Source organism: uncultured Dokdonia sp., from assembly GCF_947496725.1.
GTDB lineage: Bacteria > Bacteroidota > Bacteroidia > Flavobacteriales > Flavobacteriaceae > Dokdonia.
The window spans coordinates 42,964-69,933 of sequence record NZ_CANMDS010000004.1; the positions used below are offsets into that span (position 1 = coordinate 42,964).

The 26,970-nt window shown below is 39.0% G+C and carries 26 protein-coding genes; 10 read left to right on the forward strand and 16 right to left on the reverse strand.

All coding sequences use genetic code 11. The features are described 5' to 3' along the window. Positions 1 to 104 precede the first annotated feature (104 nt). From pdhA to Q0948_RS09575, 7 genes are all read left to right on the forward strand, one after another. Positions 105 to 1,103 carry a pyruvate dehydrogenase (acetyl-transferring) E1 component subunit alpha gene (pdhA, locus tag Q0948_RS09545; protein WP_298351535.1) on the forward strand — a complete coding sequence of 333 codons (999 nt, stop codon included), beginning with the start codon at positions 105 to 107 and terminating at the stop codon, positions 1,101 to 1,103. Positions 1,104 to 1,106: 3 nt separating this feature from the next. Beyond that, entirely contained in the window at positions 1,107 to 2,753 is a 1,647-nt protein-coding gene (locus Q0948_RS09550; RefSeq protein WP_298351538.1) for a pyruvate dehydrogenase complex dihydrolipoamide acetyltransferase, read from the forward strand. Between the two features lie 63 nt (positions 2,754 to 2,816). Then, the gene (locus tag Q0948_RS09555) at positions 2,817 to 3,827 is read left to right on the forward strand and encodes a M20/M25/M40 family metallo-hydrolase (RefSeq protein WP_298351541.1); all 1,011 of its coding nucleotides are present in this window, start codon (positions 2,817 to 2,819) and stop codon (positions 3,825 to 3,827) included. Between the two features lie 22 nt (positions 3,828 to 3,849). After that, the gene (locus tag Q0948_RS09560; RefSeq protein WP_035327439.1) at positions 3,850 to 4,530 is read left to right on the forward strand and encodes an SDR family oxidoreductase; all 681 of its coding nucleotides are present in this window, start codon (positions 3,850 to 3,852) and stop codon (positions 4,528 to 4,530) included. Between the two features lie 3 nt (positions 4,531 to 4,533). Further along, positions 4,534 to 5,130: a SprT-like domain-containing protein gene (locus Q0948_RS09565; RefSeq protein WP_298351547.1), complete on the forward strand. Its 597-nt coding sequence runs from the start codon at positions 4,534 to 4,536 to the stop codon at positions 5,128 to 5,130. 8 nt (positions 5,131 to 5,138) lie between these two features. Beyond that, complete coding sequence (locus Q0948_RS09570) at positions 5,139 to 6,224, forward strand: mannose-1-phosphate guanylyltransferase (protein WP_298351551.1); 1,086 nt, start codon at positions 5,139 to 5,141, stop codon at positions 6,222 to 6,224. Further along, positions 6,224 to 7,714, forward strand: coding sequence for a DUF389 domain-containing protein (locus tag Q0948_RS09575; protein ID WP_298351554.1), 1,491 nt, complete (start codon positions 6,224 to 6,226; stop codon positions 7,712 to 7,714). The genes Q0948_RS09570 and Q0948_RS09575 overlap by 1 nt, the downstream gene beginning before the upstream one ends. Before the next feature lie 91 nt (positions 7,715 to 7,805). Here the strand turns inward: Q0948_RS09575 and Q0948_RS09580 are convergent, their stop codons facing one another. From Q0948_RS09580 to gcvP, 7 genes are all read right to left on the reverse strand, one after another. Continuing rightward, positions 7,806 to 8,567 carry an ATP-binding cassette domain-containing protein gene (locus Q0948_RS09580; RefSeq protein ID WP_035327447.1) on the reverse strand — a complete coding sequence of 254 codons (762 nt, stop codon included), beginning with the start codon at positions 8,565 to 8,567 and terminating at the stop codon, positions 7,806 to 7,808. Further along, entirely contained in the window at positions 8,568 to 9,305 is a 738-nt protein-coding gene (locus Q0948_RS09585) for an ABC transporter permease (RefSeq protein ID WP_298351558.1), read from the reverse strand. It lies immediately after the preceding gene. 74 nt (positions 9,306 to 9,379) lie between these two features. After that, positions 9,380 to 10,471: an alkaline phosphatase gene (locus Q0948_RS09590; RefSeq protein WP_298351561.1), complete on the reverse strand. Its 1,092-nt coding sequence runs from the start codon at positions 10,469 to 10,471 to the stop codon at positions 9,380 to 9,382. A gap of 64 nt (positions 10,472 to 10,535) precedes the next feature. Continuing rightward, on the reverse strand, positions 10,536 to 11,387 hold the full coding sequence (locus Q0948_RS09595; RefSeq protein ID WP_298351564.1) for a glycosyltransferase family A protein: 852 nt from the start codon (positions 11,385 to 11,387) through the stop codon (positions 10,536 to 10,538). Between the two features lies 1 nt (position 11,388). Continuing rightward, on the reverse strand, positions 11,389 to 11,910 hold the full coding sequence (locus tag Q0948_RS09600) for a methyltransferase (protein ID WP_298351567.1): 522 nt from the start codon (positions 11,908 to 11,910) through the stop codon (positions 11,389 to 11,391). Positions 11,911 to 11,965: 55 nt separating this feature from the next. After that, positions 11,966 to 13,024 carry a 3-oxoacyl-ACP synthase III family protein gene (locus Q0948_RS09605; RefSeq protein WP_298351570.1) on the reverse strand — a complete coding sequence of 353 codons (1,059 nt, stop codon included), beginning with the start codon at positions 13,022 to 13,024 and terminating at the stop codon, positions 11,966 to 11,968. 252 nt (positions 13,025 to 13,276) lie between these two features. Beyond that, complete coding sequence (gene gcvP, locus Q0948_RS09610; protein ID WP_298351573.1) at positions 13,277 to 16,126, reverse strand: aminomethyl-transferring glycine dehydrogenase; 2,850 nt, start codon at positions 16,124 to 16,126, stop codon at positions 13,277 to 13,279. A gap of 130 nt (positions 16,127 to 16,256) precedes the next feature. Between gcvP and Q0948_RS09615 the strand changes: the two genes are divergently transcribed. After that, positions 16,257 to 17,108: a hypothetical protein gene (locus Q0948_RS09615; protein WP_298351578.1), complete on the forward strand. Its 852-nt coding sequence runs from the start codon at positions 16,257 to 16,259 to the stop codon at positions 17,106 to 17,108. Here Q0948_RS09615 and Q0948_RS09620 read toward each other — a convergent pair. From Q0948_RS09620 to Q0948_RS09645, 6 genes are all read right to left on the reverse strand, one after another. Next, on the reverse strand, positions 17,089 to 17,340 hold the full coding sequence (locus Q0948_RS09620) for a hypothetical protein (protein ID WP_298351581.1): 252 nt from the start codon (positions 17,338 to 17,340) through the stop codon (positions 17,089 to 17,091). The two genes, Q0948_RS09615 and Q0948_RS09620, sit on opposite strands and share 20 nt — an antisense overlap. A gap of 81 nt (positions 17,341 to 17,421) precedes the next feature. Beyond that, positions 17,422 to 17,973, reverse strand: a complete 552-nt coding sequence (locus tag Q0948_RS09625) for a sigma-70 family RNA polymerase sigma factor (RefSeq protein ID WP_298351584.1) — start codon at positions 17,971 to 17,973, stop codon at positions 17,422 to 17,424. Positions 17,974 to 18,043: 70 nt separating this feature from the next. Further along, positions 18,044 to 18,520 carry an SRPBCC family protein gene (locus Q0948_RS09630; RefSeq protein ID WP_298351587.1) on the reverse strand — a complete coding sequence of 159 codons (477 nt, stop codon included), beginning with the start codon at positions 18,518 to 18,520 and terminating at the stop codon, positions 18,044 to 18,046. A gap of 5 nt (positions 18,521 to 18,525) precedes the next feature. Beyond that, positions 18,526 to 19,440, reverse strand: a complete 915-nt coding sequence (locus tag Q0948_RS09635) for a TIGR01777 family oxidoreductase (protein ID WP_363317825.1) — start codon at positions 19,438 to 19,440, stop codon at positions 18,526 to 18,528. Between the two features lie 3 nt (positions 19,441 to 19,443). Next, the gene (locus Q0948_RS09640; RefSeq protein ID WP_298351590.1) at positions 19,444 to 19,824 is read right to left on the reverse strand and encodes a hypothetical protein; all 381 of its coding nucleotides are present in this window, start codon (positions 19,822 to 19,824) and stop codon (positions 19,444 to 19,446) included. Between the two features lie 87 nt (positions 19,825 to 19,911). Then, on the reverse strand, positions 19,912 to 20,415 hold the full coding sequence (locus Q0948_RS09645; RefSeq protein ID WP_298351593.1) for a transcriptional regulator: 504 nt from the start codon (positions 20,413 to 20,415) through the stop codon (positions 19,912 to 19,914). Positions 20,416 to 20,503: 88 nt separating this feature from the next. On the opposite strand from Q0948_RS09645, the gene Q0948_RS09650 reads away from it, so the two are divergent. After that, positions 20,504 to 21,724, forward strand: a complete 1,221-nt coding sequence (locus Q0948_RS09650; protein WP_298351596.1) for a glycosyltransferase family 4 protein — start codon at positions 20,504 to 20,506, stop codon at positions 21,722 to 21,724. Positions 21,725 to 21,764: 40 nt separating this feature from the next. Here Q0948_RS09650 and Q0948_RS09655 read toward each other — a convergent pair whose 3' ends face one another. From Q0948_RS09655 to Q0948_RS09665, 3 genes are all read right to left on the reverse strand, one after another. Then, positions 21,765 to 23,795, reverse strand: coding sequence for a M3 family metallopeptidase (locus tag Q0948_RS09655; RefSeq protein ID WP_298351600.1), 2,031 nt, complete (start codon positions 23,793 to 23,795; stop codon positions 21,765 to 21,767). A 262-nt stretch (positions 23,796 to 24,057) separates the two neighbouring features. Beyond that, positions 24,058 to 24,537, reverse strand: coding sequence for a 5-(carboxyamino)imidazole ribonucleotide mutase (gene purE, locus Q0948_RS09660; protein ID WP_298351604.1), 480 nt, complete (start codon positions 24,535 to 24,537; stop codon positions 24,058 to 24,060). A gap of 10 nt (positions 24,538 to 24,547) precedes the next feature. Continuing rightward, positions 24,548 to 25,702 (reverse strand): 5-(carboxyamino)imidazole ribonucleotide synthase, encoded by a 1,155-nt coding sequence (locus Q0948_RS09665; RefSeq protein WP_298351607.1) that lies wholly within the window; start codon positions 25,700 to 25,702, stop codon positions 24,548 to 24,550. Between the two features lie 138 nt (positions 25,703 to 25,840). Between Q0948_RS09665 and Q0948_RS09670 the strand changes: the two genes are divergently transcribed. Next, entirely contained in the window at positions 25,841 to 26,956 is a 1,116-nt protein-coding gene (locus Q0948_RS09670; protein ID WP_298351610.1) for an adenylate kinase, read from the forward strand. Positions 26,957 to 26,970: the final 14 nt, after the last annotated feature.

Consider the following 26,970-nt stretch of genomic DNA (forward strand, 5'->3'; position numbering starts at 1 on the left):
GAAAGCGATTGCGTAATTTTTCCTCTCTTACAGTTTTTACATATTCCTTTAAATCGTTATTTTTGTTATTCGCCTAAAAATGGGTGGCATTTATACGCTTTTAAATGAAAAAAATCACGAAGGAAACCTACCTTAATTGGTACGAAGAGATGCTCTTCTGGCGCAAGTTTGAAGACAAGCTAGCTCAAGTATATATTCAGCAAAAAGTACGTGGCTTTCTACACCTGTATAATGGGCAAGAAGCAATACTAGCAGGATCACTACACGCAATGGATTTATCTAAGGATAAAATTATTACTGCATACCGTAATCACGTGCAACCTATCGGGATGGGAGTAGACCCAAAGCGAGTAATGGCAGAGCTTTATGGTAAAGGAACTGGGACCTCACAAGGTCTTGGAGGTTCTATGCACATATTCTCTAGAGAAAAAGGATTTTACGGAGGTCACGGTATCGTAGGGGGGCAAATCCCACTAGGTGCAGGAATGGCTTTTGGAGATAAATATAATAAGACAGGTGCGGTGACACTTTGCTATTTTGGAGACGGAGCAGCAAGACAAGGTTCACTACACGAGACGTTTAATATGGCAATGCTCTGGAAACTTCCAGTAGTATTTTGTGTAGAAAATAATGGGTACGCAATGGGAACTTCTGTTGCACGTACTGCAAACCACGAAGATATCTGGAAACTAGGTTTAGGATATGAGATGCCTTGTGGACCTGTAGATGCGATGAATCCAGTTGCCGTAGCCGAAGCGATGGACGAAGCTATCGAGAGAGCTCGCCGTGGTGATGGACCTACATTTTTAGAGCTAAAAACATACCGTTATAGAGGTCACTCTATGTCTGACGCACAACACTATCGTACAAAAGACGAGGTAGCAGAGTATCAAAAAATAGATCCTATTACTCAGGTAAAAGAGGTTCTTCTTAAAGAAGGTTATGCAACCCAAGAGGAGATAGATGAAATGGGTAAAAACGTTAAGAAACGCGTTGCAGAGTGTGAGAAGTTTGCAGAAGAAAGCCCATTCCCAGATGTAAATGTTATGTACGACGTAGTGTACGATCAAGAAGATTATCCATTCATACCTCATAGATTATAAGTTATGGCAGAAGTAATAAATATGCCGCGTCTGAGCGACACGATGGAAGAAGGAACAGTCGCTACCTGGTTAAAAAGCGTAGGTGACAAGGTAGAAGAAGGAGACATACTAGCAGAGATCGAGACAGATAAAGCTACAATGGAGTTTGAGTCTTTTAACGAGGGTGTTTTATTACACATCGGGATAGAAGAGGGGCAAACTGCAAAGGTAGATACCCTACTTGCTATTATAGGTGAAGAAGGAGAAGACATCTCAGGACTGCTTAATGGTGACGCTTCCGCGAAAGAAGAAGAAACTGCAACTTCAGATTCTAGTGATTCAGAAGATAACGCAGAGGCAACAACCGAAGATGATACTCAAGAAGATACATCTAGCGATGTGCCAGAAGGAGTTATTGTAGTAACAATGCCTAGACTCTCAGACACAATGGAAGAGGGAACTGTAGCTACCTGGCTTAAAAGCGTAGGTGATATGGTAGAAGAGGGCGATATTCTTGCAGAGATAGAAACAGATAAGGCTACAATGGAGTTTGAGTCTTTTCAATCTGGAACGCTATTACATATAGGTATCAATGAAGGTGAAACTGCAAAGGTAGATGCCTTACTCGCTATCATAGGCCCAGAAGGGACAGATGTCTCTGGAGTTATAAAAAGTGGTGGAGTACCTGCAAAATCTGCACCTAAAAAAGAAGAAAAGAAAGAGGAGGAAAAAGAAGCGCCAAAAGCTTCAAAAGAAAATACAACCAGTGCGCCTAAGGCTGCTGCTCCAGCAAAAGCAACTACAACTACTAGCACAAGCGGAGGACGTATTTTTGCGTCACCTCTAGCAAAGAAAATAGCAGAAGAGAAAGGTATAAACCTTGCTCAAGTAAAAGGGACTGGAGAAAACGGTCGTATTGTAAAGAGTGATGTTGAGAACTTCACACCTTCTACAAGCGGTTCTGTGCAGCAGTTCGTTGCAACCGGAGAAGAAAGCTTTGAAGAGATAGAAAACTCTCAAATGCGTAAAGCGATTGCTCGTGGTCTTGGTAAATCTAAGTTTACAGCACCTCATTATTACCTGAATGTTGAGTTCAATATGGAGAATATGATGAGTTTCCGTAAGCAGTTTAACACACAGCCAGATACAAAGGTTTCTTTTAATGATATGATCATTAAAGCAACTTCTATTGCGCTTAAGCAACATCCTCAGGTAAACTCTCAATGGTTTGATGATAAGATGCGTCTTAACCACCACGTGCACATAGGTGTAGCTGTGGCTGTACCAGATGGACTTGTTGTACCTGTAGTAGAGTTTGCAAATGAGAAGTCATTACAGCAAATTAATGCAGAGGTAAAGACACTAGCTGGTAAAGCGCGTGACAAGAAACTTACCATTCCAGAGATGGAAGGTTCTACTTTTACGATATCTAACCTTGGTATGTTTGGAATAACAGATTTTACGTCTATTATTAACCAGCCTAACTCGGCAATATTATCTGTAGGAGCTATTGTAGAGAAGCCAGTTGTGAAGAATGGTCAACTTGCAGTAGGTCACACGATGAAGCTTACGCTTGCTTGTGATCACCGCACAGTAGATGGTGCGACAGGAGCACAGTTCTTACAAACACTTAAAACATATATTGAGAATCCTGTACTTATGCTTGCATAGGCACACAGTAATTATAAATGTATAAACCCACGCATCTGCGTGGGTTTTTTTATCTTTAGCTTTATGAGAAAATTTGTAGTAATAAGCACAGCGGTACTACTTGCCGCTTGTAATTCAGGAGCACCATTAGTGGGTGTTAAGGGTGAGAATGTACCAGAGGTAAAAGCGTCTAGCCCTACTCAGGTAACGATGGTGATGCCAGACATCAAGAAGATGAAATCTGTAGAAAACACGATGACCTTTTTAGCATCAGATGAGTTGCAAGGCCGTGATACCGGTAGTGAAGGTATAGAGATGGCCGCTCAGTTTATAGAAGCTCGCTTTAAAGATACAGGGGTAAAACCGTATTATAATACCTATCGAGATAATTTTGAAGCAAAGGGGCGTGATGCTTATAATATTGTAGGAGTGCTTGACGGTACAGATCCTGCGCTTAAAGATGAGGTTATTGTTATAGGTGCTCATTACGACCACATAGGTAATAGTAAAGCTGTAGATGGTGATGTAATTGCAAATGGAGCAAATGATAACGCAGCAGGTACAACCGCAGTCCTGGCACTTGCAGATCATTTTGCTAAGACAATGAACAATAAACGAACACTCGTATTTGCATTATTTTCGGCAGAAGAAAAAGGACTGTTGGGTTCTAAGCATCTTGCTAAAGAAATGAAAGCCGCAAACACTGCTGTCTATATGGTTTTTAATATAGAGATGATAGGAGTGCCTATGGTAGGTAAAGATCACACAGTGTATGCATCAGGCTATGAGATGTCTAATTTTCCTGAGGTGTTTAATAAATACGCAGGATCTAAGGTGGTAGGCTTTTTACCAAAGGCTAAAGAGTTTAACTTATTTATGCGTAGCGATAACTACCCATTCTTCTTAGAATTTGGTGTTCCGGCACATACGATTTCTTCTTTTGACTTCACAAACTTTGATCATTACCACGGTGTAAATGATGAGGTAGAAGAGATGGATATCGCTTTTATGGAAAAAGCCATAAAACAATTTATACCAGGTCTAGAGGGACTGGCAAATAGCAAGACTCAAGAAGTAAAGGTTGTAAAGCAATAGCAAAGAGTAGACAAGACAGGTTATGAAAAGAGTTATTATTACCGGTACAAGTAGAGGTATAGGTTTTGAGCTGGCAAAGCAGTTTGCAAAGGAGGGGCATCAGGTACTTGCGCTTTCGCGAAAGCATAAAAGTTGTGCAGATCTTAATCTACAAAATCTTACCGCATTTCCTTTTGATATTACAAATCAAGATGATTTTCAAAAAGTTGTAGACTTTATAGAGAGCGATTGGGAAGGTGTCGATATCTTAATTAATAATGCAGGTGCATTATTAAACAAACCATTTGCAGAGACTACCATTGCAGATTTTGAACAAGTGTATCGTGTCAACGTTTTTGGTGTAGCAGAGATGACTCGTGTAGTGCTGCCTTATATGAGCAAGGGAAGCCACGTGGTGACTGTATCAAGTATGGGAGGAATACAAGGGAGTATGAAATTCCCGGGTCTGGCGGCTTATAGCTCAAGTAAAGGAGCAGTTATCACCTGGAACGAACTTCTGGCAGAAGAGTATAAAGAAAGCGGTATTGCTTTTAATGTGCTAGCTCTAGGAGCTGTACAAACAGAGATGCTAGAAGAAGCATTTCCGGGTTATGAGGCACCACTTAGTGCAGTGCAAATGGCAGATTATCTTTATGACTTCTCTCGTAAGGGCAATGCTTTTTATAACGGTAAAACACTGCAAGTCTCTGCAAGTACACCTTAATGTATGGTTGAAACCTTAAAAAAATACATTCCGGAGCGGGCAGCACCACCTGTTTTTGAACTTATAAAAGAACACGGAGTGTATCTTAAAATTGTAAATGAGCGACTTACCAGGCACGGAGATTATAGAATATTACCAGACGGGCAACACCAGATTACCGTTAATGTAAGCCTTAACAAATACAGGTTTCTCGTCACGCTAGTACACGAGATAGCACATCTCGTTGCGTTTAAAAAATACGGTAGGCGTATAAAACCCCACGGGAAAGAGTGGAAGCATACCTTCCAGCACCTTATGTTACCCTTTATACGGCCAGAGATATTTCCTCAAGATTTATTGCCTTATCTCGCAAGACATTTTAAAAACCCAAAGGCAAGTAGTGATACAGATGCACATCTTTCTGTAGCTTTAAAAATGTACGACCCACCGTCTGATAAAAATTATATATTTGAAATACCTACAGGAAGCACCTTTAGAATCCAAAATGGAAAAATTTTTCAGAAAGGAAATAAAAGAGTTAAAAGGTATGAGTGTGTGGAAGTTGCAACCGGAAAAGTGTATCTTTTTCAACCTAATGCAGAGGTAGAACAATTAAAATAAACAGAAGTATGAAAGACAATAAAAACTATTATGCCCTTCTTATGGCAGGAGGTGTAGGTTCTAGGTTTTGGCCTGTAAGTACGCAATCTTTCCCAAAGCAGTTTCACGATATGCTAGGTACGGGAGAAACTTTATTGCAAAAAACATTTAAGCGTCTTTCAAAGCTTGTTCCAGAAGAGCAAATACTTGTGCTTACTAATGTAGATTATAACGATCTCGTAAAAGAGCAATTACCACAAATCGCACAAAAAAATATTGTGCTAGAGTCTGCAATGCGCAACACGGCTCCTTGTATTTTACTTTCGGCACTTAAGGTAGAAAAGGAAAATCCAGATGCAGTGATGATTGTAGCGCCTAGTGATGCTTGGATTGAAGATGAAGATGCCTTTGTAGGTGATTTACAAAAAGCCTTTGATGCGGCAGAGAAGGAAGAGGCTATTGTAACTTTGGGTATACAGCCCGCATTTCCTAACACGGGGTACGGTTATATAAATTATGATAAGAGTGATAACGCTTTCGCGAAAGCGGTAAAACGTTTTACAGAAAAACCAGATTACCCTACTGCCAAAGAATTTGTAGCCAGCGGAGAATACCTCTGGAATGCCGGAATGTTTATCTGGAGTGTAGCAACTGTGGTAAATAGTTTTAAAGAGTTTTTGCCAGAGATGTATGCGCTATTTAATAAAGGGAATGCTGTTTATAACCTACCAGAGGAACAAGCTTTTATAGATGAAGAGTATCCTAAGGCAGAAAATATAAGTATAGATTTTGGCGTGATGGAAAAACATCAAAATGTGAAGGTCGTCCCAGCTACTTTTGACTGGAATGATTTAGGTACTTGGGGGTCACTATATGATAAAATGCAAGGTGATTCTGGTGAAGATGCCGTAGTAAATGCTCGTATAATTGCAACAAACACATCGGGGAATATTATAAGAACTGCTAGTGATAAAGTGGTAGTTGTAGACGGACTTAAAGACTACATTATCGTCGAAAAAGAAGATGTTCTCGTTATTGTGCCAAAAAGTAAGGAGCAAGACATCAAGGAGATTCGTAATGAGGTACAATCAAAATTTGGTAATAATTTAGGATAGTGGAAAATAAAGATAATATAGGGGCAAATCCTGACCCAAAGCCTAGCGAGTTAGATATAAATCCTAAAGAAGATATGCGCGATGAGGCGCAGAGTGTCTGGGAGTCTATAAAGCAATTTTTAAACGATCTTCTTGATATACGAGAAGACACAGATCGCTCTACTACGGTAGAGGCGATACGTAAGGATATCCCTTTTAAGGGACACAATGCGTGGATTCTTATATTCTCCATTTTTGTGGCGAGTATAGGTCTTAACGTGAGTAGTACGGCAGTAGTGATAGGAGCGATGCTTATAAGTCCGCTTATGGGACCTATTGTAGGTGTAGGACTTTCTATCGCTATAAACGATGCGCTTATGATGAAGCGCTCGTTTGTAAACCTTGCTGTTATGATTGTACTTAGTGTGCTCACGGCAACCCTATATTTTAGTTTATCACCAGTAAAGGAAGAAACTCCAGAGCTTATGGCTCGTACTTGGCCTACTATACTTGATGTGTTTATAGCCATCTTTGGTGGTCTTGCACTTATTGTGGCAAAGACTAAGTCTGGTACAATTGCCAGTGTGATTTTTGGTGTAGCAATTGCAACGGCACTTATGCCACCTTTATGTACTGTAGGGTATGGATTATCACAATCTATTATAGGTAACAGTGAGGGGCTTTACTGGGCGCTTGGGGCGATGTATTTGTTCTCTATAAATGCTGTGTTTATAGCGCTAGCAACATTTACAGTATCAAAGCTTCTCAAATTCCCTCTTGTAAAATATGCAAATCAAAAAAGGAGAAAGCGCACCACGCGTATGGCTACGCTCATAGCAGTACTTGTTTTAGTACCTAGTGTGTGGACTTTCTTAAGACTGCTCAATCAGCAAATTTTTATCACAAAAGCAAAAGCTTTTGTGACGAATACGATTAAGTATGAAGGTGCAGAGATTGTAAAAGAAACTGATGACGCCGAGAAAAAACGAATAGATGTCTACCTTATAGGGAGTCTGGTACCTCAAAATATTATAGATAGGTGGGAAGATGAATTTAAAAAAACAGAGGACTGTGAGAACTGTACGCTCGTAGTACACCAAGGAGCAGATCAAAGCGGAGAGCTAGCCGCTAGATTGAGTACAGAGGTGCGTTCTGGAATCTTAGAAGATCTTTATGTAAAAAATCAAGAAGCAATGAGCTCAAAAGATGAGCAAATAAGATTGCTAGAAAATGAGGTAACACAACTTAGAAGCACTGCCTTGCCATTTGCATCTATGCGTAATGAAGCTAAGATTAATTATGATGGGCTTAAACGTTTTGGGTATGCGACTGAGATTACTACAGACTTTAGTGGTGCTATAGATACACTCACCGTCGTGCGTGTGATGTGGGCAGATAGTTTATCTCAAGAGGTAAGATCAAGACAAGAACAAAAAATGGGTCTCTGGATTAAAGAACGTTTTACGCTAGATACTGTGGTGGTAAGTGGTAATGTTGAGGTAAGAAAGTAAACGGAAAGTGTGGCTCGTCGCCATTACTGAAATGGGTTTTGTGCTATTAGTAGTTTGATTACGCTTTCGCGAAAGCGCTATTAAAACCTTTCTACTTTGCGTTTTGAGCTTCTCTCACCATTTTAAACAGGTTAGAAGAGTAAACAAAGTTTGTCACATCTTTATTATCTGTTTTAAAAATCTCGTGACGCGTTCCTTCCCAAGCGAGATGTCCTTTTTGTAAATACACAATGTGATCACCTATCTCCATCACAGAGTTCATATCGTGGGTGTTTATGATTGTGGTAATATCATATTCTATAGTAATCTCACGTATAAGATTATCTATCACCGTTGCCGTATTTGGATCAAGACCAGAGTTGGGCTCATCACAAAAAAGATATTTAGGATTGTTTACAATAGCGCGGGCTATGGCAACACGTTTTTGCATTCCTCCAGAAATTTCTGAGGGAAGTTTATGGTTTGCATTTTCGAGATTTACACGCTGTATCACTTCATTTGCTCTGGCGATGCGTTCCTTTTTTTTCATTTTGGTAAACATCTTGAGCGGGAAAGCGATGTTCTCTTCTACCGTCATAGAATCAAAGAGGGCGCTCCCTTGAAAAACCATCCCTATTTGCTCTCTGAGGTCACGTTGCTGCTCTTCATTAAGGTCTGAGTATGCATTGCCATTATATATAATCTGGCCGCTATCTGGCTTGTGAAGACCTAGCATTGTTTTTAAGAAAACCGTTTTTCCAGATCCAGACTGACCAATGATTAGGTTAGTTTGACCTGGTTTAAATGTGGTAGAGAATCCTTTAAGAACCTCAACATCTCCAAAACCTTTGCGTATGTTTTTTACCTCTATCATCTAGCTTAGTAATAATTGAGTTACTATAAAGTTTACAAGGATAATGGCAACACTAGTCCATACAAAGGATGTTGTACTCGCCTTACCTACCTCTAGTGCTCCTCCTCTCATAAAATACCCGTGATATGAGGGTATGGTTGCTAGTAAAAAGGCAAAAAGGAATGTCTTGAAAAAGGCATAAAATAATTGAAATGGTATAAAGTCTTCTTGTAGCCCAGATAAAAAGGCATCATTTGAGGTAAAGCCTCCGTAAACCGCAGCGGTATATGCACCTATAATACCTAAGAACATTGCTATTGCTATCACAAATGGATATACAAGCATTGCAACGATTTTAGGAAATATGAGGTAGTTAAGAGAGTTGATGCCCATAACCTCTAGGGCATCTATCTGCTCTGTTACACGCATTGTACCTATACTAGAGGTAATAAAAGATCCTACTTTACCTGCCATAATTATAGAGATAAATGTAGGAGCAAATTCTAGTATAACAGACTGTCTGGCTGCAAACCCTATAAGTGACTTTGGGATAAGAGGATTATTAAGGTTAAGCGCTGTCTGTATAGCAACTACACCTCCCACAAAGAAAGATATGAATGCTACAATACCTAGAGACCCTATAATAAGGTCGTCTATTTCTTTAAAAATAAGATCACTTAACACTCGACCCTTAGTAGGTTTTACAAAGGTGTCTTTGATCATTATAAAGTACGCTCCTATAGAGTGTAGGTATGACATTGAAGTTATTTAGAAAGCTAAAGTAGGGATTTATCAGTATGTTAAAATAGTATTTAAGATACCTTTATGAATACCTACTCTTTAATAAGGGCTTTAATCTTACTGTAAATTGCCGTATTTTCATAAATACCCATAAACTCTGCAGCGCCTGGTCCATAAGCAAAAACAGGTACCATAGTGGCACTGTGACCACCAGTAGAAAATGAAGGGTTTATTTTATTATAGTCTCCCTCATCAGATGCGAGGGTAAAGCCTCCCGTCTCGTGATCTGCAGTTACAACTACAAGTGTATTTCCATCTTTTGCAGCATAGTCAAGTACTTGACCTATTACAGTATCAAAATCTATGAGTTCGCTCACTAGATATTCTCCATCGTTATTATGACCACCCCAATCTACTTGAGATCCTTCTACCATTAAGAAAAAACCTTCTTTGTTTTTTGAGAGTCTTTTTATTCCGAGTTTTGTAGCGTCATAGAGAAAAGAACCTCTGCCTTCTAGTACTTTAGGCATCCCAGAGCCTGCTAGTAAAAAGCCGTATTTTTTTGAGGCTTTCATTTTAAGTGAAGGGTCAAGACGATCTAAGTACATCTCATATCCAGAACCTTCTAGTGCAGCAACGAGGTTGTTGCCATCTTCTCTGTTTTCAAAAAACTTACGCCCTCCACCGGCAAAAAAGTCTACACCAGAGGTAACGAGGTCTTGAGCAATCTCAAGTTCCATTTTTCTATATTTCTGGTGCGCATAAAAACTGGCAGGCGTCGCGTGAGTAATGGTTGAGGTTGCTATAACACCAGTTGCAAAATTTCTTTTCTCCAGGTCTTCAAGTATAGTGGGTACGGCTATGGTATCTGTGTTAACACCTATAGCTCCATTGTATGTTTTTACTCCTGCCGAAAATGCAGTTGCTCCAGCTGCAGAGTCTGTTATAAGGTCACTGGCAGATGAGGTTTTAATAAGCCCTATGTGTTTAAATCTATCATAGTTAGACGGCTGTGAGTTATAAAACTGACTTGAAGAGATCTGACTTAAACCAGTTCCGTCTGCTATCATAAGGATAACATTTTTTGGTTTTTTGTTTTGTGCGGTTGTCTTTACAGATGCGCAAGAAATAGTAAGCCCAATAAGGCAAAGAGAAAGATATTGTGTAAAAGAGGTAAACTTCATTATTAGTCAATTTTTGTAAAAGTAGTTAATGTCTACGGTACTGTTTTAAAGAAAAAGTTAAGAATTAGAGCCCTAGCTTTTTTCTTATGCCAGCCCAGCGGGTAGTTCTTATAAAATCACCCTCCTGTGGAGTCACGAGGTATTCTTTTTTTGCAGCTTTTGCTTTAAGATAGCCACTTAGGTAGTCTTTGAGCAATTTTATATTACCTTTTCTTTTGGCGAGTTTGCTAGAAGCTATAAGTGTTAGTGTAAGTCCGTAGCGCATACCATAAAACGCTTCGCCTTGCTTGTATTGTGCACTTTTATTGTATGTATTTCCGGTAGGTTTAAGATGTTTTACGTGCAGGGTGTCATCTGTGTGAATCTCCCATTTATGATATTTTGCAAGTAGCTCATCTATAGTGTCCCATCCCATAGCTTTCTTTATGCCACCTATATCTTTAAAACAAGCTTTGCGGTATGCCTTGAGTGCACCTCTTATGTGATCTTTATTTGTGAGGTTTTCTAGCTCCCAGTTTCCGTCTTTTTCAATGTAACAGAAACCGCCTGCCATTCCAATAGCATTGTTTTTTGTAAAAGCATTATTTACTTTTTCTAAGTAGTTGTGCGGGAAAATGAGATCTGCATCATACTTGCAAATCACATCATACTCATCATCTATGCTTTCAAAACCTTTGTAAAAAGCGTTTATGACTTTGCTTCCTGGTAGGTGCTTGTCGCTACTTGTGGTGTTGAGTAGGTGTATGTATGAGTGCGCTTTCGCGAAAGCGGAAACAATCTCGGCACTATTATCTGTGCTTTGGTCATTTACGACTACCACTTTTTTAGGAAGATGCGTTTGCGCTACCAAAGATGCAAGCGTCTGACCAATAAAAGCCGACTCATTGTGACAAGGGATGACAATATAAAAATCCATCTTACTTGCGAGTGGCGTAAATCAAATAATATCGAGGCGTAAAGAGACGTAGCAATGGGCGGAAGCCTAGCTTTTTTACGGGATTAGTAAACTTCTCACGCTTTTGTATCTCCCATCCAGCTTTTTCAAATAACCAGTCAAACTGCCAGTCTTCAAACTCGTGATAATGTCTGTCCCACATATCTGTTTTAGATCTATAGGCTGGAGAGAACCATAATTTGAGAGGCACGCTCGCCACTATCTTATTTGCTTTTATGTCTTGCAATACGGTAAAAGGAGAGAGTAGGTGTTCAAAAATCTCAAAAGCCGTAACGACCTCTGCATCTGCATTTTTTACTGCTGTGGTGTCTAGATCTAAGTCTTCGCCAGTTGTGTTTTGTACGTTGTAACCTTCACGCTCCATATATGTTACAAAGGGATTACGCACGCCCAAGTCAAGTATGCTCTGGTCTGTACTTACCACATCTTTTAAAAAATGTAGCGTGTGCTTATAGCGCTTGTTTGGAAACGTGTTTTCGTACAAGAATAATTTATTAAATGGTTAGGCTTGATAACTTCTTTACAAAAGTAAAGATTGTCTAGTAACGATAAATCATCGCATTGATATTCATCCCTGCACCTACACTTGCAAAAATAACAACATCACCTTTGTTAATCTCGTGATTTTTTAGCGCGCCTTGACGTACAAGGTCAAAAACGGTAGGTACTGTAGCAACTGAGCTGTTACCTAGTTTATTTATACTCATAGGCATAATGTGCTCTGGCATTTCTAAATCGTGTAGTTTGTAAAAACGACTTACGATAGCTTCGTCCATTTTCTCATTTGCCTGATGGATAAATATTTTCTTTACCTCGTCAATGCTACATCCGCTTTTTTCTAAACAAGACTTCATAGCCTGAGGAACTTGTGTAAGGGCAAAGTTGTAGATCTTACGACCGTACATCTTGATGTATTTTGTGTCTTGGTTTGCTTCTGTGTTATATGAAGAGCCATTAAAGAGGAAATAAGCTTCATCATATGTAAATGTTGCCGTTTCAAAAGCAAGTATACCTGTGTCGCTGTCATCTTCTTCTATAACAGTTGCACCTGCACCATCACTGTATATCATACTATCGCGGTCGTTATCATCTACAACACGAGAGAGCATCTCAGTACCTATAACGAGACATTTTTTTGCCATACCGGCTTTAATAAAAGCCTGGGCTTGTATAACTCCTTCTATCCAACCTGGACATCCAAAGAGGATATCATAAGCCACACATTTAGGGTTTTGTATACGTAAGTTGTGTTTTATACGCGATGCAAGGCTAGGTACAATATCACTAAAGTTTGAACCTTTTTGCACATCACCATAATTATGAGCACAGATGATATAGTCTAGTGTTTCTGGATCAATACCAGCGTCTTTAATAGCTTTCTCTGCTGCTTTTGAGCCCATATCTGAAGACTTCATCTCACTAGGAGCATAGCGTCTTTCTTCAATTCCTGTGATGGCCTTAAATTTTTCTATAATAACTCCATTTTCTGAGGTTATTGCAGAGCCGTCCATATTCAAAAATGTATGATCTTTAAACTGGTCGTTTTTTTGAATCACGTCAGGTATAAAACTGCCTAAACCTGTAATTTTAATTGCCATATAGGGTGTTTTGTAATCGGGTAAAGTTACTAAAATGTATCGGGATAGCGGTGAGGCTTTGTTAATCTGGCCTCTTTTGTGAAATCTATAATTTTTAACCTATTAAACGCCATTTACAGCGAGTTATGATACGCACTTACACTATCATTGATATATTGTTAATTTTAAATAATGTTTTGTACTTTTTCTTATAATATAAATGGTCTAAAGCATACGCTTTAGACCATTTCATTAATAGATTAGATAGAAGTGTTATGCTTCCATATATTCTTCTATAGGCGCACACGTACATATTAAATTACGGTCACCATATGCATCATCTACACGACGTACAGTAGGCCAGAATTTATTTTCGGCAACGTAGCTTAGTGGGTATGCTGCTTGCTCTCTACTGTATGTAAAGTCCCAAGTATCTGCCGTGAGCATTGCTAGGGTGTGAGGAGCGTTTTTCATTATATGATTAGGCTCATCTGCCGTAGCTGTTTCTATCTCTTTTCTTATTGATAACATAGCATCACAAAAACGATCTAGCTCTTCTCTGCTTTCACTTTCTGTAGGCTCTATCATAATAGTTCCTGCAACAGGAAATGATACTGTAGGTGCGTGAAAACCATAGTCCATAAGTCGCTTTGCAATATCTGTCACTTCAATACCATTTGCTTTAAAAGGGCGGCAGTCTATAATCATCTCGTGAGCTGCGCGACCGCGTTCTCCTACATAAAGACACTGGTAAGCACCATCTAGTCTTTCTTTAATATAATTTGCATTAAGGATTGCATACTCAGTAGAGTGACGCAGTCCTGGTTCACCTAGCATAGTGATATATGCATAAGATATTAAGCAAGCTAGAGCAGACCCCCAAGGAGCAGCACTTATTGCTGTAATAGCTTTATCTCCTCCGGTTGTAATAACAGGGTTAGATGGTAAAAATGGAACTAGTTGCTTTGCAACACAAATAGGTCCTACACCTGGGCCACCGCCTCCGTGAGGAATAGCAAAGGTTTTATGTAGGTTAAGGTGACACACATCTGCACCTATCGCACCTGGGTTAGTAAGGGCAACTTGTGCATTCATATTTGCACCGTCCATATATACCTGGCCGCCGTTATCGTGTATGAGTTGCGTGATTTCTTTTACAGCACTCTCATAAACACCGTGTGTAGATGGATATGTAATCATAAGTGCGGCAAGATTGTCCTTATGCTTCTCAGCCTTCTCACGTAAGTCGTCTACATCAATGTTTCCATTTTCTAGCGCTTTAGTTACCACTACTTTCATACCTGCCATTACTGCACTTGCAGGATTTGTTCCGTGTGCAGAAGATGGAATGAGGCAAATGTTTCTATGGCTGTCTCCACGAGACTCGTGGTATGCTCTTATAACCATAAGACCGGCATACTCACCTTGTGCACCAGAGTTAGGTTGTAATGAAGTGCCTGCAAAACCAGTGATTTCCGTAAGTTGATCTTCTAGTTTTTTAAGCATCGTCTGGTACCCTTCTGCTTGATCTAGTGGTGCAAATGGGTGCATATTCCCCCACTGCGGATCAGAAAGTGGTAGCATTTCAGAAGCAGCGTTAAGCTTCATCGTACAAGACCCTAAAGAGATCATTGAGTGATTTAATGATAAATCTTTACGCTCAAGTTTTTTGATGTAACGCATTAACTCTGTTTCAGAGTGGTATGTGTTAAAAACTGGAAGCGTTAAAAATGATGTCTCACGTGCTACTGTTTCAGGTATCGCATTTCCTTCGGCTATTTCTGTTACTGTGATTGTTTCTTTTGAGTACGCTTTCGCGAAAGCGGAAATAATATCATTTACATCTTGAAGTGTTGTTGCCTCGTGTATTGATATGGCCACTGTCTCTGCATCTGGATAGTGGAAGTTAATCTCCATCTCTTGTGCAACTGCAGCTACCTTTGCAGCATCTGCCTTAATCTGGATAGTGTCAAAGTAACTCTCGTTTACTTGATATAATCCTAATTTTTCAAGTGCATCTGCTACAGTTGCCGCAGTATTGTGTACTTTATTTGCTATATTTTTTAATCCTTCTGGACCGTGATAGACACCGTACATACCTGCCATAACTGCAAGTAGTACTTGTGCGGTACAAATGTTTGACGTTGCTTTATCACGTTTGATGTGTTGCTCGCGTGTTTGAAGTGCCATACGTAGAGCACGCTTACCATCTGTGTCTTTTGTCACACCGATGATACGACCCGGGATACTTCTCTTGTAAGCTTCCTTAGTTGCAAAGTATGCGGCGTGAGGACCTCCGTACCCTAGCGGAATACCAAAACGTTGTGTGGTACCTACCACTACGTCTACTCCAAACTCTCCTGGAGCACGTAGTTTTACAAGACTTAATATATCTGCAGCAACGGCTACTTTAATTTCGGCGGCATTTGCTTTTTCTACAAAGGCAGCATAATCATATACTTTTCCAGATACTCCTGGGTATTGTAAAATAGCCCCAAAGTATTCACTAGAAAAGTCAAAGTCTTCGTGCTTACCTACTACAAGTTCTATTCCTATAGGAGTAGAGCGTGTTTGTAGTAATGACAGCGTTTGTGGTAATATCTCTTCAGATACAAAAAACTTGTGTACACCTTCCTTCTTTTGTGCACGACTACGTACAGAAAATAAGAGTGCCATAGCCTCTGCAGCGGCTGTTGCCTCATCAAGTAGGGAAGCATTTGCAAGCTCCATACCCGTAAGGTCTGTAATCATAGTCTGGTAGTTGAGCAAAGCTTCAAGTCTTCCTTGTGCAATCTCTGCTTGGTACGGTGTATATGCCGTATACCATCCTGGATTTTCTAAAATATTACGCTGTATGACTGCAGGTGTAATTGCTTGATTATACCCTAGACCTATAAATGATCTGTATACTTTGTTTTTGTTAGAAAGTGCAGTAATGTGAGCAGCAAACTCGTGCTCACTTATGGCTGGATCTAATGATAATGGATTGTCGAGTCTGATGTTATCTGGAATGGTCTCAAAAATGAGTTGTTCCATAGTCTCAACTCCTACGGTTTTAAGCATCTCTGGGAGATCACTTCTACGTGGGCCTATGTGGCGTAATGCAAACGAATCTGTATTCATCGTATTGATTTATTTAAGGATGCACAAAAATAATGCAATGAAACCGATTTTTAGTACATAATTCACAATGGGAGTACTAATGTTTTCAACCATATAGGTGGCTTATTAACAGTTGTAGTACTTTTGTCTAATGCAGAGCATAAAACGTCTTTTTGATTTTTATATAAATAGTAGCACTCACGTGAGTTTATCTGTTGTAGCACTAGGGTGGATTACCTATTTATCATTAGACATAAACGTTAATTTTGTGGTGCTAAGTTTTTTGTTTTTTAGCACTGTGACGGGATATAATTTTGTTAAATATGCCGAAATAGCTGGTTTACATCACCGTAGTCTAGCACAATCCCTAAAAACAATCCAAATATATTCGGTTATATGTGGAGTAGGTATGCTGGTGACTTCCTTATTTATGTCACTAGAGGTGTGGGTTGCTTGTGGCATACTGGGGCTTGTCACGCTGCTGTATGCTATCCCTTTTTTTATGCCAAAAAACACAGCTTCACTCGTAAAAGGAAATTTGCGTAGTGTAGCTGGTCTCAAGATTTTTATAATAGGTGTCGTGTGGAGTGGGGTTACGGTAATCTTGCCGGTCTTGCAAGATGGAACTATTACTTGGGATGTAGGTGTTATATGTATACAGCGCATATTGTTTGTGCTAGCGCTTATGATCCCTTTTGAAATACGAGATATGGTTTTTGATAATCCAGCTCTTAAAACTTTGCCTCAAATAGTGGGCATAAAAAAAGCCAAAATCATTGGAGTGATTTGGCTTTTATTATGCTGTGTATTAGAATTCTTTAAAGATGAATTTAATCTTGATACCTTTTTAAGTCAGCTGTTTATTATGATGGTAACTAGTAGTTGTATCTACCTATCACAAAAACGCTCTGCAGCTACTATGTACTTTTCTTCCTTTTGGGTAGAAGGAATACCATTGTTATGGCTGTGGCTTGTACTTGTGATTAACTATTTGAGCTATTAAGCTGTTCTTGAAGGCGTTGTTTCATTACCTCTTTTTCAGAGGTACTCACCGTTTGCACGGTAGGATTATTTACAGCCTTAGTGAGTTTAGAATTTCTCATAGAGTATTTTCTACAAGCACGGCAGTAAATAAGGTGTATATTAAGACGCACCTTTTCCATAAAAGTAGCCTCTTTATACTGGTTCTTGTCGCAAATGTGGTTAGCCTCGTGACATTCTGTTTTTAATTTCATTTCTTAAAATTTAGACCCTTGAGAGGGTTTCTTTTTAACTATGTAATCATATTGATTACGATTTTTTTATTCAGCTTGGGGTTATAGCCAGTCTTTTTCCATACAACTAGCCATAGCCGTTCGGGCTCTGTGTATGATCACCCAAAAATTAGACGGAGTAATATCAAATTCATTACAAATGGCTTCAGTATCAAAGTCATCTATAGTTTTCATCTTAAAAATGCGGGCTTGTTTTTCTGGCAGTTTACCTAAGCAATTAAAAATTGCTTCGCCTAGCTCTACATTTTGTATGCTATCCTCAGCAGTTTTATCAAAGGGGTCTGCTACGCGTTCTTCTAGCCAGTCACCTTCACTTTCTTCATCCTTATAATTTATACGTACTTCTGCCTTACCCTTTTTAGAGTTGCTCTTACGATAATGATCTATAATTTTACGTTTTAAGATCGAGATGAGCCAGGTGCGCTCTGTCGCCTCACCCTTAAAATTCTTCATAGATTTTAATCCCGCAAGAAATGTTTCGGAAATAAGATCTTGTGCCACTTCGCGATCATTTACACGGGCAATCGTATAGTTAAAGAGGTAGTCAGAATATTGATCTACCCACTTTGTGGGGTCAATTTGATTAGTTGCCATATAATAAAGGTCGCATTTGTGGGATTTAAATAACAGCCAAATATAAAGTTTTTCTTATTGCCGTGCTTTTTTACGCTTTCGCGAAAGCCGAATCTCCACCGTTTTCGAGTGTGTATTTCAGATGCGCGTTCCTTTTTTTTATGAGACGAGTTAAATAATTATAGAGGACTGTTTTATCAAAAAAGTCTCCAGCAAGACCATATGGAGTTTTATATGTAATGATATCCTGCATTTTAGTGCTATCATTCTGGTCTATGAAAATGTGCTTGTGGTGGAAAGACTTAAACCTACCTTTAATCATTTCATCTACAAAGCTCGTATAGGGTTCGTACTCTGTAATAAGACTCGTGTGCGTTAACCAGAGGCCGAAATGTTTTCCTCGCCAGGTAACCGTTTCACCCTTTTTAATGCAACCAGAAGTTACACCAGCTATCGCTTTTTCTTGCGATTGATCCATAGACTGCATATGAAAGTCTATGTTGAGCGATAGTTTAAAAACAGCCGCTACCGGAGCATTAATTATAGTTTCAAGTTGTATGGTGCTCATAGTTATTAAGCTATTAAGTTATATAGTGCTTTCTTTAATTCTGGGTGTGTAAAAGTAAATCCAGCTTTTATTAACCGTTCTGGTATCACATACCTGCTTTTAAGAAGTAATTCGGTTTCTGTTCTAATGATAAAAGCTCCTATCTCTAAAAGTGGTTTTGACGCAGGAAGACCAAAGGAAACTTTCAAAACAGATCTCATATACTTCATAAGTTCGCTATTAGTTGTGGCCATAGGGGAGACTATATTAAATGCCCCTTTTAAAGTATCGTTTTTAATTAAAAAGTCTAAGCTTCGCACAAAGTCATCTTGATGTACCCAGCTGAATTTTTGTTTGCCATCGCCTTGTTTGCCACCTAGGCCTAATTGAGTTATTTTTTTGATAGGTTGTAGTGCTCCTCCATCCTTTCCTAAAACGATAGAAGTACGTAGCGCAACTTTGCGAGTAAGTGGAGTATCGCTGTCAAAAAAAGCTTGCTCCCACGCCTTTGCAACTTCGACAGAAAAGCCAGTGCCTACCTCACCATTTACCTCTGTCATAGGTGTCTCTAGCGAGTGTCTGTATATAGTAGCTGTAGATGAGTTAAGCCACACCTGCGGCGGATTGCTGCACTGAGAGATAGCCTTACCTATAATGGTTGTCGTGTCTACTCGTGAATTTAAAATTGCGTCTCTGTTCTTTTTGTGATAACGACAGTCTACAGATCTACCAGCCATATTTATGACTACATCTGTATCTTCAAATTCGTTTTTCCATCCTGCTACATTTTTTGCATCCCACAGTACTGTACGAACATTGTTAGAAGGTGCTTTTTGCTTTCGCGAAAGCAAAACTATTTCCTCAAATTGATTTTGAAAGTGGTTAATAAGTATACTGCCTAAAAAGCCACTACCGCCAGCGATTATTAATTTTTTCATCATTGCCTAAATTGTTTTATTTGATACGATTGATATGTCTTTTTCTTGCGAGGTAAGTGTATACTCACTCTGCTTGTATGTGAGTATTAAAAAGTAGATACTTAGAGCAATGCCTAGTGTGATAGGAAGCCAAAACAAGAAGTCAAACGATGAGAAATAGTTTAAACATAAAAGAAGCGAAAGGCTCAAGACCGTTACAACTCCATATATTATAAAGTACTTCTTAAGATGGGGCGCTACGTCAGACCAGCGAAATAAGAGGTACACAAAGCAACATACTTGTATGGCTCCAGTTATGGGCAGAAAAAGTAGACCGCCATAGACTGTTATAAATAAAATCGCATTAGTAATAATTAGAGTCTTGTTTATAAGGAATAGCGTTTTCATAATATTTATATTTCAGAAATTATTGAAACTTTTAGTGAAATAAAAAGCACTTTCACAGTGCTCCTTAAATGTTGAGGTTAACAATTGTTACTTCATTAACTTCATAATTGTTTTTGTAATCCAGCTTTCTTTATAATCTGTAATTTTTTCTAGCATACTATCTGCTCTAGATACAAACTCATAAAGCTCTGCCGTTTTGGTCTTGAAGTGGGCAGCCTCTGTAGAGCCTGTTTCTTCTATACTACTTACTTCTTGCAAGACACGTAGCGTAGGTTTTATCTCTCTCTTGCTTCTTTCTTTGGCTATTTTTCTGGCAAGCTCATCTATATTACTTTCGGCTACAAAATACTCTCGGCGTTCACCCGTTTTATACTCTTTAAAGATAATTCCCCAGTCTATAAGTGCTCGTAGGTTCATACTCGCATTTCCTCTAGAGATATAAAGCTCGCCCATAATATCTTCCATACTTAACGCCTCTGGAGACACCATAAGTAAGGCGTGTATTTGAGCCATTGTCTTATTAATACCCCATTGCGTACCTAGCGCTCCCCAAGTTTGTATAAACTTATTTTTTGCTTGATCAAATTCCATACGTCAAATATAAGGATGTTATTGTAATTTCAAAAATAAATGAAAGTTAAATTTTCACTGTCAGTTTTGTTATTCCTATTTTTGGATTATGAATGTACTTGTAATCTCAACAGTTTGGGTAGAGCCCACTTCTTCGGCAGCAGGAAGTAGGATGTTACAGCTGCTTACTATTTTTAAAGAAAAAGGCTGGAATGTCACCTATGCAAGTACAGCCGGAACTTCTCAAAATGCAATCTCGCTAAGTGATTTTGATATTGAGACCGCAACGATACAGCTTAACGATGATTCTTTTAACGCTTTCGCGAAAGCGTACAACCCCACCATCGTACTCTTTGATAGATTTATGGCAGAGGAGCAATTTGGCTGGCGAATAGACGAAGCGTGCCCCAATGCTCTAAAAATACTAGACACCGAAGATCTGCACTGTCTAAGAAAAGCAAGAGCGCAAGCCGTAAAAGAAGAGCGAGTTTTTGAACCCAAGGACTTAATTTCTGATATCGCCAAAAGGGAGATAGCCTCCATTTACAGATGTGATCTCACCTTGATGATCTCAACAGTAGAGATGGATTTGCTACAAACTTTTTTTAAAGTTCCTGCTTCATTATTGCACTATGTACCATTTCTAGTTTCTGCACTTGAGAGTGATTTTGTTCCTTTTAAAGAGCGAGCGCATTTTATAGCCATAGGCAATTTTATACACCCACCTAACTGGGATGCCACCCTAGAACTAAAAAAACATATTTGGCCACACATACGCCAGCAACTGCCGCAAGCAGAGATGCATATTTATGGCGCTTATGTGCCAGAGAAGGCATTACAGCTGCATAATCCCAAAGAGGGGTTTTTGGTAAAAGGAAGAGCAGAGAGCGCTCATCAGGTGATAAGAAATGCCAGAGTTTTACTAGCACCGCTTAGGTATGGGGCTGGCCTTAAAGGTAAATTTATAGATGCGATGCAATGTGGCACTCCATCTGTAACAACAGAGATAGGAGCAGAGGGAATGAGCCAGCACTTAGACTGGCCCGGTAGTGTAAATGATGATTATGATGCATTTATAAAAGCTGCAGTCTCCTTATATAGTAATGAGTCAAAATGGCAAAAAGCCCAAGAAAATGGCGTAAGGATAATTAATACCAATTTTCAAAAAGACAATTATGCCAGCCTGCTTACAGATACATTACAGCACCTGATGGATAATTTGATTATGCATCGTGCTGCAAACTTTACAGGCCAGATGTTACAACATCACACAATGCGTAGCACACTATTTATGTCAAAATGGATAGCAGAAAAAAACAAAAAGGAGTAAGCCACGCTTACTCCTTTTTGTTTTTAATCGACTTAATAAATTAATCTATAAGTCCTGCTCTTTTGAGTAGTGCTTCTGGTTTAGGTTCTTGACCTCTAAAACGTTTATAGAGTGTCATAGGGTCCTCAGTTCCTCCTTTTGAGAGTACGTGGTCCTTAAACTTAGTTGCTACGTCTTTATTAAATATCCCTTGTTCTTTAAAATATTCAAAAGCATCTGCATCTAGTACTTCTGCCCATTTATAACTATAATATCCAGATGAGTAACCTCCTTGAAAAATGTGAGCAAAGGCTGTACTCATACAGGTCTCTGGAGTGTCTGGATATAAAGCAGTGTTGCCAAAGGCTTCTTTTTCAAAAGCTTTTACATCTGTTATATTGCTTGGGTCTTGCCCGTGCCAAGACATATCTAGCAACCCAAAGCTAAGTTGTCTCAATGTTTGCATTCCTTCTTGAAACGTTGCTGCATCTTTTATTTTTTGAACAAGCTCCATAGGGATTACTTCGCCAGTTTCATAATGAGTAGCAAAGAGCTCTAGAGCTTCTTTTTCATAGCACCAGTTTTCTAGCACTTGGCTAGGTAACTCTACAAAGTCCCAGTATACAGAAGTTCCAGATAGGCTAGGGTAGGTAGTATTTGCTAGCATACCGTGTAACCCGTGACCAAACTCGTGAAAGAGTGTTGTAACTTCATTAAAAGTAAGTAGGGATGGCTTGCTAGGTGTAGATGGAGTGAAGTTACATACGTTAGATATGTGTGGTCGCTCATTTACTCCATTCTCAATTTTTTGACCTTTAAAAGAGGTCATCCAGGCACCACCACGTTTTCCCTTTCTTGGGTGAAAATCTGCATAAAAAAGAGAGATGTAATTACCATCTACATCTGTAACTCTATATGTTTTTACATCCTTATGATATACATCTACATCTGTTACCTGCTCAAACTGCAACCCAAAGAGACGTGTTGCTACTTCAAACACACCATTTATTACATTTTCTAATTTGAAGTAAGGTTTGAGTTGCTCGTCATCTAGGTTAAAGAGTTCTTTTTTTAGTTTTTCAGAATAGTAAGAACCATCCCATTTTTGAAGTGCGTCTATACCGTCTTGTGTTTTTGCAAAATTTTCTAATTGTGCAAACTCTCTCTCTGCTGCAGGTTTTGCTTTTTCTAAGAGTTCGTTTAGAAAATCTTTAACCTTAGCTGGCGTTTGTGCCATACGTTCTTCAAGTACAAAATGGGCGTGCGTATCATAACCTAGTAGCTGTGCACGCTCGTGACGAAGGTTAACAATCTCAATGACGTTTTTTTGATTATCGTACTCATTACCTTTAAAGGCTTTACTGCCAAAGGCAAGAGAAAGCTCTTTGCGTAGCTCGCGATTATCTGCATATTTCATAAAGGGAATGTAACTAGGGTAGTCAAGTGTTACTACCCAGCCTTCTTTATCTCTAGAAGCTGCATCTGCTGCAAAGGCTTCTTTTGCACTTGCAGGGACTCCATCAAGATCTTCTTCATTTGTGAGGTGAAGCTCGTAGCTGTTTGTTTCTGCCAAGATATTTTCGCCAAAACTGAGTTTTAATTTTGCGAGAGCTGTATCAATTTCGCGTAAGCGTGATTTTTTATCTTCAGGTAGGTTTGCCCCATTACGAGCAAAACTTTTATATTTTTTTTCTAATAACGTTTTTTCTTCTACAGAAAGATCCAAATCATCTTTCTGGGCGTATATACTTTTAATACGCTCAAACAGTGTCTCGTTAAGAGTAACATCATTGCTAAAAGCGGTAAGAAGTGGCGATACTTCTTGTGCTATTTTTTGAATAGCCTCAGAGGTCTCTGCGCTATTAAGGTTAAAAAACACACTAGAAATACGATCTAGTTGTTGTCCAGAATAGTCAAGAGCAGCAATCGTGTTTTGAAAGGTAGGCGCCTCAGTATTATTTGTAATAGCATCTATCTCATTACGATTAATTTGTATCGCTTCTATAAAGGCTGGCTTAAAGTGCTCGTCCTTAATAGTATTAAATGGAGCTTCATTAAAGTCTTGTAAAAGTGGATTAGATGTAAGTGACATAAGTGCTTTTGAAATTATAAATTGTTTAAAAAGAGTGTTTTGTCGAAAAAAACACGCATTTTGTCGATATATGCGATATTTTTTTTATGTTCGCTATGTCTATTTGAAATAGGCATATATTTGAGAAAATATGAAATTGATTTCCCCCAATCGATGTAGATATTACTAAAGGTTTGATTAATATTTAGAATGGTTAATAAATACAGTATCAATCCCCCAACAACTGCATTGATAAAGACCGCTCGTAAGAGCGGTCTTTTTTTTATTTAATGCTTTTTGCGCCTTCTATTACTTTTTGCTTAAGCCCTTCTTTATAGGCAAGCATTTTATCTTGCAGTGCGCTATCTCTTGCGCCTAGAATTTGTGCTGCAAGGATTCCAGCATTTTTTGCGCCATCTAGGGCTACTGTTGCGACAGGTACTCCGCCTGGCATTTGTAATATAGAGAGTACAGAGTCCCACCCATCTATAGAGTTGCGAGACTTAACTGGTACGCCTATCACTGGTAAGGGTGATAAGGAAGCAACCATACCTGGAAGGTGAGCAGCGCCACCAGCACCAGCTATAATTACATTTATGCCACGCGTATGTGCATTTTTACTATAATCAAAAAGTTTATCTGGTGTGCGGTGTGCACTTACGATGTCTACCTCTATATCGATATCCATCTCTTTTAAGAAGTCTATAGCTTCTTGCATTACTGGGAGGTCACTCGTGCTTCCCATTATGATTCCTACTTTCATCGTGTTTGATTTATTGTGCGATTACTTTTATGCTTCCTTTTACCTTTTCGGCTACAGTTCTTGCTTTTTCTATATTGTGATCTACAATAGTTACGTGACCCATTTTTCTAAAAGGGCGCGTCTCTTTTTTACCATAAATATGAGGGGTTACCCCGTCCATACCCATTATATGCTCTATGTTCTCATATTTTACTTGGCCAGTATAGCCTTCATCTCCTACTAGATTTACCATTACAGAAGCAACTTTACTATCTGTATTGCCTAGTGGTAGATCTAAAATGGCTCTGAGGTGCTGCTCAAACTGGTTTGTAAAACTTCCTTCTATACTGTAGTGACCACTATTGTGTGGTCTTGGAGCTACTTCATTTACAAGAATCTCATCATTTTCTGTCTGAAACATTTCTACCGCAAGTAATCCCACGTGACCAAAAGCGTTAGAAACTCTCTCTGCAATATCTCGTGCTTTTTGAGCTACGGTCTCATCTATACGAGCTGGGCATATAACATACTCTACTTGGTTTGCCTCTGGATGAAACTCCATCTCTACCACAGGGTAGGTTTTAACCTCTCCAGATACATTGCGAGCTACTATTACGGCCAGCTCATTTTTAAATGGGATCATCTTTTCGGCTATGCAAGGTACTTCTGGTAAAGTGTCAAGGTCACTTGCGGTGCGCACTACAGATACTCCTTTGCCATCATAGCCTCCTGTACAAGATTTCCAAATAAATGGTAGGTTGTCTAGCCATTGTGGAGATCCTTTTACCGCTTTCGCGAAAGCGTACTTCTCATAACTTGCCGTCGGGATGTTGTGCTTTTTATAAAAGTCCTTTTGTACACCTTTATCTTGTATGTTGCGTAAAACTGATGGTTGAGGATACACTTGTATGCCTTCCTTTTCTAACGTCTCTAGGGCATCGATGTTTACACTCTCTATCTCAAAGGTGAGTACATCTACCTTACGGCCAAATTTTACTACAGTATCATAGTCCATAAGACTACCTTGTGTAAAATGGTTGCAGGCAATCTTGCAGGGAGCCTCATTGCTTGGGTCAAGTACGTAGGTCTGTATATCATACTTGCGGGTGTCGTAAAGCATCATTTTACCTAGTTGACCACCACCTAAGATGCCTAATTTAAATTGAGAAGAGAAGTAATTTTTCATAGCATATAAGTTTTCGCGAAAGCGAAAAATAGTGGTTCAAAAATACAAAATCGTCTGAGAGTAACTCATAATTATGTATTCATATCGAGATAGCTATAAGGACTGATTTTCAAATACTATCTTTGCCCTTTATTATTTATGAAAAATACAATTACACTTCACGACCTAACGTTTGAAAAATCTATTTCAAAAACAGATGTGCAACACGCTGTAAACGGTGTGGCTGTGCGTCTTAATGAAGATTATAGAGGTAAACGACCGGTGTTTCTTACAGTGCTTAATGGTGCTTTTTTATTTAGTGCAGAGCTCATAAAAAAGTTTGACTACGAGTGCGAGATGAGCTTTATCAAGGTGGCTAGTTATGATGGAACTCAACAAAGCGATGAGATTCATACAGTAATGGGGGCAGAGCCGTCACTAAAAGGACGAGATGTAATTGTAGTAGAAGATATAGTAGACTCTGGTAATACTATAGAGACTATTATAAAAATACTTGAACAAGAAGAGGTGGCGTCATATCGTATAGCCTCACTTTTATATAAACCAGAAGCCTATAAGAAACCGTATAAGGTAGATTATATAGGCCTGGAAATTTCAAATGATTTTGTGGTAGGGTTTGGTCTAGATTATAATGGTCTAGGGCGTAACCTCACATCAATATATAAACTTAAAAAAACTCATATGACCAATCTGGTTTTATTTGGCCCTCCAGGTGCCGGTAAAGGAACACAAGCCGAAGTTTTAAAAGAGAAGTATGACCTAGTACATATAAGTACTGGTGATGTTTTTAGATACAACATAAAAAACGCTACAGAACTTGGAACACTGGCAAAGTCTTATATAGACAAAGGACAGTTAGTGCCAGATACTGTTACGATAGATATGCTTAGTGCAGAGGTAGAGAAAAACGCAGATGCAAAAGGATTTATTTTTGACGGCTTTCCTCGTACAGAAGCTCAGGCAGATGCTCTTGCAACATTACTAGCTTCAAAAAATACAGAGGTTGCAGGTATGGTTGCATTAGAGGTAGATGATGAGGTGCTTGTACAGCGATTACTTGAGCGTGGTAAAACTTCTGGTCGTGCAGATGATGCAGATGAGGATGTGATACGTAACCGTATAAAAGTATATTATGCAGAGACGGCAATCTTAAAAGGATACTACGAGAAGCAAGACAAGTACCACGGAGTAGATGGGGTAGGTAGTATAGAAGAGATTACTGCAAGATTAAGTGACGTGATTGACACGTTATAGATTAGTGAAGAACT

Excerpts from the sequence above, each read along its gene's own strand:
- Q0948_RS09650 (WP_298351596.1), top strand. The coding sequence starts at position 20,504 with ATGAATGTACTTGTAATCTCAACAGTTTGGGTAGAGCCCACTTCTTCG.
- Q0948_RS09635 (WP_363317825.1), bottom strand. The coding sequence starts at position 19,440 with ATGATGAAAAAATTAATAATCGCTGGCGGTAGTGGCTTTTTAGGCAGT.
- Q0948_RS09550 (WP_298351538.1), top strand. The coding sequence starts at position 1,107 with ATGGCAGAAGTAATAAATATGCCGCGTCTGAGCGACACGATGGAAGAA.
- Q0948_RS09615 (WP_298351578.1), top strand. The coding sequence starts at position 16,257 with ATGCAGAGCATAAAACGTCTTTTTGATTTTTATATAAATAGTAGCACT.
- Q0948_RS09570 (WP_298351551.1), top strand. The coding sequence starts at position 5,139 with ATGAAAGACAATAAAAACTATTATGCCCTTCTTATGGCAGGAGGTGTA.
- Q0948_RS09560 (WP_035327439.1), top strand. The coding sequence starts at position 3,850 with ATGAAAAGAGTTATTATTACCGGTACAAGTAGAGGTATAGGTTTTGAG.
- Q0948_RS09645 (WP_298351593.1), bottom strand. The coding sequence starts at position 20,415 with ATGGAATTTGATCAAGCAAAAAATAAGTTTATACAAACTTGGGGAGCG.
- Q0948_RS09590 (WP_298351561.1), bottom strand. The coding sequence starts at position 10,471 with ATGAAGTTTACCTCTTTTACACAATATCTTTCTCTTTGCCTTATTGGG.
- Q0948_RS09585 (WP_298351558.1), bottom strand. The coding sequence starts at position 9,305 with ATGTCATACCTACACTCTATAGGAGCGTACTTTATAATGATCAAAGAC.
- Q0948_RS09665 (WP_298351607.1), bottom strand. The coding sequence starts at position 25,702 with ATGAAAAATTACTTCTCTTCTCAATTTAAATTAGGCATCTTAGGTGGT.
- Q0948_RS09605 (WP_298351570.1), bottom strand. The coding sequence starts at position 13,024 with ATGGCAATTAAAATTACAGGTTTAGGCAGTTTTATACCTGACGTGATT.
- Q0948_RS09565 (WP_298351547.1), top strand. The coding sequence starts at position 4,534 with ATGGTTGAAACCTTAAAAAAATACATTCCGGAGCGGGCAGCACCACCT.
- Q0948_RS09555 (WP_298351541.1), top strand. The coding sequence starts at position 2,817 with ATGAGAAAATTTGTAGTAATAAGCACAGCGGTACTACTTGCCGCTTGT.
- Q0948_RS09640 (WP_298351590.1), bottom strand. The coding sequence starts at position 19,824 with ATGAAAACGCTATTCCTTATAAACAAGACTCTAATTATTACTAATGCG.
- purE (WP_298351604.1), bottom strand. The coding sequence starts at position 24,537 with ATGAAAGTAGGAATCATAATGGGAAGCACGAGTGACCTCCCAGTAATG.
- Q0948_RS09625 (WP_298351584.1), bottom strand. The coding sequence starts at position 17,973 with ATGGCAACTAATCAAATTGACCCCACAAAGTGGGTAGATCAATATTCT.
- Q0948_RS09595 (WP_298351564.1), bottom strand. The coding sequence starts at position 11,387 with ATGGATTTTTATATTGTCATCCCTTGTCACAATGAGTCGGCTTTTATT.
- Q0948_RS09670 (WP_298351610.1), top strand. The coding sequence starts at position 25,841 with ATGAAAAATACAATTACACTTCACGACCTAACGTTTGAAAAATCTATT.
- Q0948_RS09580 (WP_035327447.1), bottom strand. The coding sequence starts at position 8,567 with ATGATAGAGGTAAAAAACATACGCAAAGGTTTTGGAGATGTTGAGGTT.
- Q0948_RS09655 (WP_298351600.1), bottom strand. The coding sequence starts at position 23,795 with ATGTCACTTACATCTAATCCACTTTTACAAGACTTTAATGAAGCTCCA.
- gcvP (WP_298351573.1), bottom strand. The coding sequence starts at position 16,126 with ATGAATACAGATTCGTTTGCATTACGCCACATAGGCCCACGTAGAAGT.
- pdhA (WP_298351535.1), top strand. The coding sequence starts at position 105 with ATGAAAAAAATCACGAAGGAAACCTACCTTAATTGGTACGAAGAGATG.
- Q0948_RS09620 (WP_298351581.1), bottom strand. The coding sequence starts at position 17,340 with ATGAAATTAAAAACAGAATGTCACGAGGCTAACCACATTTGCGACAAG.
- Q0948_RS09630 (WP_298351587.1), bottom strand. The coding sequence starts at position 18,520 with ATGAGCACCATACAACTTGAAACTATAATTAATGCTCCGGTAGCGGCT.